The following is an 8,768-nucleotide window of genomic DNA, read 5'->3' as shown; positions in this document are numbered from 1 at the left end:
GAGGACCTGGACCGCAAGCTGGCGGCGCTGCCCGCCAACGCGCCCAAGATCGTCGCCTTCGAATCCGTCTACTCGATGGATGGCGACATCTGCCCGATGGCCGAGATCGTCGAGGTGGCGGAACGCCACGGCGCCATGACCTATCTCGACGAGGTGCACGCCGTGGGGCTTTACGGTCCGCGCGGCGGCGGCATCGCCGAGGCCCGCGGCCTGGCCGACCGGATCACCCTGATCGAGGGCACGCTGGGCAAGGCCTATGGCTGCATGGGCGGCTATGTCTCGGGCTCGCGGGCGCTCTGCGATTTCATCCGCAGCTTTGCCTCGGGGTTCATATTCACCACCGCGCTGCCGCCGGCGGTGGCGGCCGCGGCCCAGGCCTCGATCGCGCATCTGAAGGTCTCCGACGCCGAGCGCCGGCAGCAACGCCGGCAGGTGGCGCGCCTGCGCGCGTCGCTGGACCGGCGGGGCATCCCGCACCTGGCCAATGACAGCCACATCATCCCGGTGATGATCAAGGACCCGGTGAAATGCCGGATGCTGGCGGACATCCTGATGCGCGACTGGGGGATCTACGTGCAGCCGATCAACTATCCGACCGTACCCAAGGGCACCGAGCGCCTGCGCTTTACCCCGGGACCGCTGCATTCGGACGCCGACATCGACCACCTGGTCGAGGCCCTCACCGTATTGTGGAAACAATGCGCCCTTGCCCACGCGGTGGCCTGAGCGCCGCGCCACCTGCTTCTTTGGTTTGAAAAATACCTCGGGGAGCGCGAGGGGCTGGCCCCTCGCTCTTTTCTCCGTTGGCCGGTGTCAGATCCGCTCTATCGCCAAGGCGATGCCTTGACCGCCGCCGATGCACATAGTGATCAGCGCCTTGGATCCGCCGGTGCGTTCCAGCTCGTAAAGCGCCTTGACCGTGAGGATCGCGCCCGTTGCGCCGACCGGGTGGCCAAGGGCGATGGCGCCGCCGTTTGGGTTCACCTTCGCCGGGTCGAGGCCCAGTTCCTTGTTCACCGCCAGGGCCTGCGCGGCAAAGGCCTCGTTCGATTCGATCACGTCGAAGTCGGCAACGCCCAGGCCCGTACGCTCGAGCAGGGACATCACCGCCGGGACCGGACCGATGCCCATGACCTCGGGGCGCACACCGGCATGGGCATAGCCCAGCACGCGGGCGCGCGGTTTCAGGCCGGCGTTTTCCGCCGCCGAGGCACGCGCCAGCACAAGCGCCGCCGCGCCGTCGTTGATGCCGCTGGCATTGCCTGCCGTCACGCTGCCGTCTTTCTGGAAGACCGCGCGCAGGCCGGAAAGCGCCTCCAGCGTGGTGGCCTTGGGATGTTCATCGGTGTCGAAATCCACCATGTCGCGCTTCTTGCGCACCTGCACCGGCACGATCTGCTCGGCGAATCGTCCTTCGGCGATGGCCTTGGCGGCGCGTTCCTGGCTTTCCAGCGCAAAGGCGTCCTGCGCCTCGCGGGAAATGTCATGCTCCGAGGCAACGTTTTCGGCTGTCACGCCCATGTGGCCGGTGCCGAAGGGGCAGTTCAGCGCGCCCAGCATCATGTCCAGCGTCTTGACGTCGCCCATCTTGGCGCCCCAGCGCTGATCGGTGATCGCGAAGGGAGAGCGCGACATCGCCTCGGCTCCGCCGGCCAGCGCGAAATCCGCATCGCCCAGCAGCAGCGACTGCACCGCAGAGACGATGGCCTGCGCGCCGGACCCGCAGAGCCGGTTGACGTTCATCGCCGGGGTGCTGTCGGGAATGCCCGCCTGCATCGCCGCCACGCGGCTGAGGTACATGTCGCGCGGTTCGGTGTTGATGACATGGCCGAACACGACGTGCCCGATCTGCCCGCCCTCGACGCCCGCGCGTTCCAGCGCGGCCTTTGCCGCCGCTGTCCCGAGGTCAATGGGCGGCGTGCCTGCAAGGCTGCCGCCGAACGTTCCGATGGCGGTGCGCGCACCGCTCAGGATGACGATATCTTCGCTCATGGTCCCCTCCTGGATCTGGGGCGACTATGCGCGCGCGACATGGGTTTGTCAGCCCTCGGGACGGGTTTGCAAATTGAGACGTAACGGCACGCCACCTGTGGTAAACCGGACGGAGAACAGGGAGGAAGTGTTATGTCCAGCAGCGTTCAGGTGCTCTATCCGGCGACGGAAGGCACCCATTTCGACTACGACTACTACGTCAACACGCATCTCAAGATGGTGGCCGAGATCTGGGGTCCTTACATGAAGACCGCCATTGCCACCAAGGGCCTGTCCGGCGGTCCCGATACGCCGCCGGGCTTTCATGCCATCGCGACGCTGGTCTTCAAGGACGGGGCCGCCTTGAAAGAGGGAATGGCCAAGGCGCAGCCGCTGTTGGATGACATCCCGAAATTCACCGATTGCCAGCCGCAGATGCTGATCGGCGAGGTCATCGGCTGAAGCACCCTGTGGCCGCGTCCGTCAGTCCATGACGGGCGCGGCCGGATCTGCATCCTTCAGCACCCGCACCTCGCGTTGCGGGAAGGGGATCGAGATGTCGTTGGCCCGGAAGGCGTCCCAGAGGGCGAGGTACACGTTGCCCCGGATGTTCGTCAGCCCGCCCGTGGGGTCGGTGATCCAGAAGCGCAGGACATAGTCCACCGAGGAATCGCCGAAGCCGATGATGTGGCAGACCGGGGGCTTGTGGCTGAGCACCCGGTTCACGCTTTGCGCGGCGGCGATGGCAATGCGCCGCACCTCGTGCGGATCGTCCTGGTAGGAGGTGCCAAAGTGGATGTCGAGCCGCACGAAGTCGTTGGAATGCGACCAGTTCACCACTTGCCCGGTGATCAGATCCTCGTTCGGGATCAGATATTCCCGGCCATCGCGTGTGACCACGCTGACATAGCGCGCGCCCAGGGACTCGATCCAGCCAAAGGTCTCGCCCAGGCTGATAACGTCGCCGGGCTTGATCGACTTGTCGAGCAGGATGATGATGCCGGAGACGAGGTTCGACACAACCTTTTGCAGGCCAAAGCCGAGGCCCACGCCGATGGCGCCCGACAGCACCGCCAGGCCGGTCAGATCCACCCCCACCGATTTCAGCGCGATGAAGAAGGCCGAGCCGAACAGGATCACCTGCAGGACCTTGACCGCCAGCACCTGCATCGATGGGCTGATCGCCGTGTTGCGCCGGATCGAGGCTGCCGAGGCGCCTGCCATCAGCCGGGCCATCGCCAAGAGCACCGCCATGATCACCACGGCCTTGATGATCAGCCACATCGACAGCCGCGTCTCCCCCATCGTGATCGCGATGGATTCCAGCGTGTTTTCCGCCTCGTCGGTCCAGCCGAGGATCGACAGCGTGGCCCATGTCCAGGCGCCGTAGCGCACCACGACGCCAAGCGCAGGGTTCGCGATCAGCCGGGTCGCGAAGGCGATGAACAGCCAGGCGGTCGACAGGTTCGCCACCACCCGCAACAAGAGCGAACGGTAGGACCAGGTCAGTTCCTTCATCACCAGGTAGGCGGCCCAGATCATCGCCACGAACAGGATCATCCGCATCCGCCGCTGCACGATCAGCCCGATCCGCAACCGCCATTTCGGCCAGTTCTCGCGGCTGCGAAGCCAGTCGGAATAGCGCGGCCGGATCAGGGCGCGCAGTCCCCATGCGAATAGAAAGACGGCGAGGATGATGCCGATCTGGTAGGTGGTCCAGGGCCGCATGGCCTGTCGCCACAGCAACTCGCCTTCGGCCAGCAGGAATTCCCAGAGGCCGATCAGCGCCTCGGGGTCCAGCGGCAGCGTCTCCTGTGGGTCCATGTCACCTTCCGTCGGCGCGGGTCTCGGGGACTTCAAAGAGTATTGCAAAGCGGGAACCGCGCAACCCTCTGGATTGCTTGACTTGCCGAGGAGGGCGGCGCAGCTTCCGGCCATGATCCTCAGTTCTGCCATTGACGCCATCGGGAACACGCCGCTGATCGACCTCACCCGTGCCTGCGCGGCGCTGGGGGTCGAGGGGCGTATCCTGGCCAAGCCCGATTTCCTGTTGCCGGGGTTTTCCAAGAAGGACCGGGCGGCCCGCGCCATCATTCAGGCGGCCCGAGAAAGCGGCGCGTTGCAACCCGGGCAGCCGGTGGTCGAGCTGACCTCGGGCAACATGGGCACCGGGCTGGCCATCGTCTGCGGCATCCTCGAGCATCCGTTCATCGCGGTGATGAGCCGGGGCAATTCGGTCGAACGGGCGCGCATGATGGCGGCGTTGGGCGCCGAGGTGGTGCTGGTCGACCAGGCGCCGGGGGGTGTTCCGGGGCAGGTGTCCGGTGCGGACCTGGCGCTGGTCGAAGAGGCAACTCAGCGCATCACGCGAGACCGCGACGCCTTTCGGGCTGACCAGTTCGGCCATCCGGGCAATCCGGCGGCGCATGAAACCGGCACCGGTCCGGAGTTCTGGGACCAGTCGGGCGGCACGATCGAGGTCTTTGCGGATTTCGTGGGGTCCGGCGGGACGCTGGCGGGCACGGCACGGTTTCTCGCCCCCAAGGGCGTGCGCTGTTACGCTGTCGAACCCCGGGGCGCCGAGGCCATCGGCGGCGGGGATACCAGGCATCCGGACCACCCGATACAGGGCGGCGGCTATGGCATGGCGGACCTGGTGCATCTGCGTGACGCGCCGCTGTCGGGAACCCTGACCGTCAGCGGCGAGCAGGCGCGGGACCACGCCCGCCTGCTGGCGCGGACAGAGGGGCTGTTCGCCGGCTATTCGTCGGGCGCGAACCTTGCAGCGGCGGCAGACCTTTTGCGCGGGCCGGAAAGGGGCCGCACGGTCGGGATCGTGCTGTGCGACAGTGGTCTGAAATACCTTTCGACCGACCTCTGGGCGGACGCGACCTGATCGCCTGTCAATGTCTGCTAACGAATGACGCCGCCCCTCGGGGCGGCGCGGCTTTGGCACCCGTTAGGCCGGTCCGCCCGACAGGGCGACCGGTGTCCCGGCATCATTCCACCAGCACGGTCAGCGGGGTGATCCCGCTTGATTCCACGCGGGCCTGCACGCTGAACGCGGCCACGATCAGCACGGCGATCAAGCCAAGGTTGACGATGTTCAATGCACTGCGCATCGGATGCCTCATTTCCTCATGTAGCGGGTACGCATTGCCCCGTCACTCGGATCAAGATTTTCGGAAGTCTTGCGCGGATTTCCCCGCGAACCGCCGGAAAATGGGCCAGATCCGGAGATGCCACAAGGGGGCCGCGTCAGTTTGTCCACGGCCCGGGACGGTCATGGGTCCGTGCCCGGCAAATCCTCGCCGTTGGTGCTTTTCATTGCCAGTTTGCGGATAAGCTGACAGGGTCGGTCAAACCCGGGAGAGCCGTGTTTCACGGCGGGTCATTGATTGGAGAGGAAGAGTATTCATGGGTCAGTTCACCGTTCTGTCCGCCACCTACTACAGCCAGTTTACCATCGGCGGCGTGCCGTCTGGCTGGAACAAGCAGGGCGACACGATCAACAACCCGGTCTACGGCTCTTCGATCTACGAGGAGCAGGGCGGCCCGATCGACGAGGAAGTCGAGCAGGGAGAGGTCATCAACCCCGACTACTCCGCCAGTGACGCAACCTACCTGGGCAAGGTGACCTTTGGCGGGCGCGACTTCTACTTTATCCAGGACCAGTTCGGCTACCTGCTCGGCTCGACCGAGGCGAACGTACCCTATTCCGAATTCCCGAACTCCATCGATCCCAGCGACGTGCTGAACGAAAACATGCCCGCCTGTTTCCTGACAGGTACGGGGATTTCGACGCCCACGGGCCGCGTGGCGGTCGAGGACCTGCACATCGGATCAGAGATCCTCTCGCACAGCGGCGAGGTGGTGCGGGTGAAATGGATCGGCGTCCAGCGGGTCTCGACCCGCTTCGGCCCGGCCGAGCGACTGATGCCCGTGCGTGTCCGTGCCGGGGCGCTGGGCGGCGGCTGTCCGGAACGGGATCTGGTGCTGACGGCCGATCATGCCCTGCTGATCGACGGCATGCTGATCGACGCGGGCGCACTGGTGAATGGCGCCGGTATCACTTGGGTGCCGCTGTCGGACCTGGGCGAGGGCTATACGCTCTACCATGTCGAGACCGAGGAACACGCGGTCATCCTGGCCGAAGGCGCCCCGGCAGAGACCTTTATCGACTACATCGGCCGTCGCGCCTTTGCGAACCACGCCGAGTACACCGCGCTTTACGGCGAGGACCGTGCCATCCCGGAAATGTCCTTGCCGCGCATCTCCTCGGCCAGGCAGGTGCCCGAGGCGCTGCGGCGCCGTCTGGCGCCCGGCCAGGTGGCCTGAGGGCGCACCTGCTCTGCCCATTGAGAGCGGTCCCGACGAGCGTCGGCGCTCTCTTGCGGGAATCTTTGCGAGGCTGTATCAGGCGGGGTCATGAAACCCCATGTCGACAGGACAGACCGCGCGCGCCTGCGCGAACGTTTCTACGGCGCCACGCATACCGTGCTGGCCCGGCTACAGGCGCGCGCCTGATCCCCGGCGCGTGCCCGCGCCACCCTTCCGACACGCCATTCGCCAATCAACGGGAGAGGACCAATGTCCCCCAAGACGCTTTATGACAAGATCTGGGATGCCCATCTCGTCCACGAGGACGCAGACGGCACCAGCCTCATCTACATCGACCGCCACCTCGTCCACGAGGTGACCAGCCCGCAGGCCTTCGAAGGGCTGCGCATGGCGGGCCGCACCGTGCGCGCGCCGGACAAGACCATCGCCGTCCCGGATCACAACGTGCCCACCACCGAGGGCCGCGACAACCCCGACCAGATGCCCGAGGACAGCCGCATCCAGGTGGCCGCGCTGGACACCAACGCCAAGGAGTTCGGCATTCACTATTACCCGGTGTCGGACATCCGCCAGGGCATTGTGCACATCGTCGGCCCCGAACAGGGCTGGACCCTGCCGGGCATGACCGTCGTTTGCGGCGACAGCCACACCGCCACGCATGGCGCATTCGGCGCGCTGGCGCATGGTATCGGCACCTCCGAGGTCGAACACGTCCTCGCCACCCAGACGCTGATCCAGTCCAAGTCCAAGAACATGAAGGTCGAGATCACCGGCAAGCTGGCGCCGGGCGTGACCGCCAAGGATATCGTGCTGCGCATCATCGCCGAAACCGGCACCGCCGGCGGCACTGGCTATGTCATCGAGTATTGCGGCGAAGCGATCCGCAACCTCTCGATGGAAGGCCGGATGACGATCTGCAACATGGCCATCGAGGGAGGTGCCCGCGCCGGCCTGATCGCGCCGGACGAGACCACCTTTGACTACGTCAAGGGCCGCCCCCACGCGCCGAAAGGCGCCCAGTGGGAGGCCGCGCTCAACTGGTGGAAGACGCTCTATTCGGACGATGACGCGCATTGGGACAAGGTGCTGACCATCCCGGGCGAGTCGATCGAACCCACCGTGACCTGGGGCACCTCGCCCGAGGACGCGCTGCCGATCTCGGCGGTCGTGCCCGCGCCCGACAGCTTCAAGGGCGGCAAGGTCGCCGCGGCTCAGCGGTCGCTCGACTACATGGGCCTCCAGCCCGGCACGCCGCTGACCGACATCCAGATCGACACCGTGTTCATCGGTTCCTGCACCAATGGCCGGATCGAGGACCTGCGCGCCGTCGCCGAGGTCGTGAAAGGCAAAAAGGTCAAGGACGGCATGCGCGCCATGATCGTTCCCGGGTCCGGCCTTGTCCGCGCCCAGGCCGAGGAAGAAGGCCTGGCCGATATCTTCAAGGAGGCCGGTTTCGAATGGCGCCTTGCGGGCTGTTCCATGTGCCTTGCCATGAACCCCGACCAGCTGTCCGAGGGTGAGCGCTGTGCCTCCACCTCGAACCGCAACTTCGAGGGCCGCCAGGGTTACAAGGGGCGGACGCACCTCGTGTCGCCCGCGATGGCCGCTGCTGCCGCGCTGACCGGTCACTTGACCGACGTACGCGCGCTGATGACCGAAAACGCCTGAGGAGTCTGACCGATGGACAAGTTCGAAAAACTCACCGGGATCGCGGCGCCCATGCCGCTGGTCAACATCGACACCGACATGATCATCCCCAAGGTCTTTCTGAAGACCATCAAGCGGTCCGGCCTGGGCGTGAACCTCTTCGACGAGATGCGCTATGACCGGCAGGGCAACGAGATTTCCGATTTCGTGCTGAACCAGCCGCAGTACCGCGAGACCGAGATCCTGGTGGCGGGCGACAACTTCGGTTGCGGATCGTCGCGGGAACACGCGCCCTGGGCGCTGAAAGATTTCGGTATCAAGGCGATCATCTCGACCTCCTTTGCCGACATCTTCTACAACAACTGCTTCAAGAACGGGCTGCTGCCGATCAAGCTGCCGCAAGAGGCGGTGGACGTGCTGATGAAGGACGCCGAAAAAGGCTCCAACGCGCGGATGATCGTCGACCTCGAGGCGCAGACCGTCACCACCTCGGACGGCGAGAGCTTCAGCTTCGAAATCGACCCGTTCAAGAAGCACTGCCTGCTCGAAGGCCTCGATGACATCGGCCTGTCGATGGAAAAGGCGCCGGCCATTGATGCCTTCGAGGCGCAGGCCGCTCAGGCGCGCCCCTGGGTCTGATCCAATGAGACTCGCCCCTGCCGCAGCCCGCGGCGGGGGCGTTTCCGGCGCCGCCAGGGGTCGTGATCGCCACACTCGCTAATGCCGGGTTAACGGATGGCCCGATTTTCGGGCAGTCCTCTTGTGGCGGATTTTTCTTTTCCCCCAAGATATTGCGGCGCGTTCTTCAC

9 protein-coding genes are annotated in these 8,768 nt (G+C 65.6%); 6 read left to right on the top strand and 3 right to left on the bottom strand.

Going from position 1 to position 8,768, the window contains the following annotated elements; genetic code table 11:
• Positions 1-726: 5-aminolevulinate synthase (gene hemA / locus BLQ71_RS23025; protein ID WP_074623396.1), on the top strand; the 726-nt coding region annotated here is incomplete at its 5' end.
• Positions 727-813: 87 nt separating this feature from the next.
• On the opposite strand, the gene BLQ71_RS23020 is transcribed toward hemA, so the two are convergent.
• Entirely contained in the window at positions 814-1,992 is a 1,179-nt protein-coding gene (locus BLQ71_RS23020) for an acetyl-CoA C-acyltransferase family protein (RefSeq protein ID WP_074623395.1), read from the bottom strand.
• A 132-nt stretch (positions 1,993-2,124) separates the two neighbouring features.
• Here BLQ71_RS23020 and BLQ71_RS23015 point away from each other — a divergent pair, with 132 nt between their 5' ends.
• On the top strand, positions 2,125-2,433 hold the full coding sequence (locus BLQ71_RS23015; RefSeq protein ID WP_043143882.1) for an EthD family reductase: 309 nt from the start codon (positions 2,125-2,127) through the stop codon (positions 2,431-2,433).
• A 21-nt stretch (positions 2,434-2,454) separates the two neighbouring features.
• On the opposite strand, the gene BLQ71_RS23010 is transcribed toward BLQ71_RS23015, so the two are convergent.
• Positions 2,455-3,795, bottom strand: coding sequence for a mechanosensitive ion channel family protein (locus BLQ71_RS23010; protein WP_074623394.1), 1,341 nt, complete (start codon positions 3,793-3,795; stop codon positions 2,455-2,457).
• A 112-nt stretch (positions 3,796-3,907) separates the two neighbouring features.
• On the opposite strand from BLQ71_RS23010, the gene BLQ71_RS23005 reads away from it, so the two are divergent.
• Positions 3,908-4,867, top strand: coding sequence for a PLP-dependent cysteine synthase family protein (locus BLQ71_RS23005; protein WP_074623393.1), 960 nt, complete (start codon positions 3,908-3,910; stop codon positions 4,865-4,867).
• A 103-nt stretch (positions 4,868-4,970) separates the two neighbouring features.
• On the opposite strand, the gene BLQ71_RS27010 is transcribed toward BLQ71_RS23005, so the two are convergent.
• The gene (locus BLQ71_RS27010) at positions 4,971-5,093 is read right to left on the bottom strand and encodes a hypothetical protein (protein ID WP_263281699.1); all 123 of its coding nucleotides are present in this window, start codon (positions 5,091-5,093) and stop codon (positions 4,971-4,973) included.
• A gap of 295 nt (positions 5,094-5,388) precedes the next feature.
• Between BLQ71_RS27010 and BLQ71_RS23000 the strand changes: the two genes are divergently transcribed.
• From BLQ71_RS23000 to leuD, 3 genes are all read left to right on the top strand, one after another.
• On the top strand, positions 5,389-6,309 hold the full coding sequence (locus BLQ71_RS23000; RefSeq protein WP_074623392.1) for a Hint domain-containing protein: 921 nt from the start codon (positions 5,389-5,391) through the stop codon (positions 6,307-6,309).
• A 252-nt stretch (positions 6,310-6,561) separates the two neighbouring features.
• Positions 6,562-7,980 carry a 3-isopropylmalate dehydratase large subunit gene (gene leuC / locus BLQ71_RS22995; protein ID WP_069211258.1) on the top strand — a complete coding sequence of 473 codons (1,419 nt, stop codon included), beginning with the start codon at positions 6,562-6,564 and terminating at the stop codon, positions 7,978-7,980.
• 12 nt (positions 7,981-7,992) lie between these two features.
• On the top strand, positions 7,993-8,598 hold the full coding sequence (gene leuD / locus BLQ71_RS22990; protein WP_043143873.1) for a 3-isopropylmalate dehydratase small subunit: 606 nt from the start codon (positions 7,993-7,995) through the stop codon (positions 8,596-8,598).
• The last annotated feature ends 170 nt before the right edge of the window (positions 8,599-8,768 follow it).

It is taken from the genome of Antarctobacter albus, from assembly GCF_900101505.1.
GTDB lineage: Bacteria > Pseudomonadota > Alphaproteobacteria > Rhodobacterales > Rhodobacteraceae > Antarctobacter > Antarctobacter albus.
The sequence above is the reverse complement of the archived record's forward strand: the minus strand, read 5'-3'. Positions and strand labels throughout refer to the sequence as shown.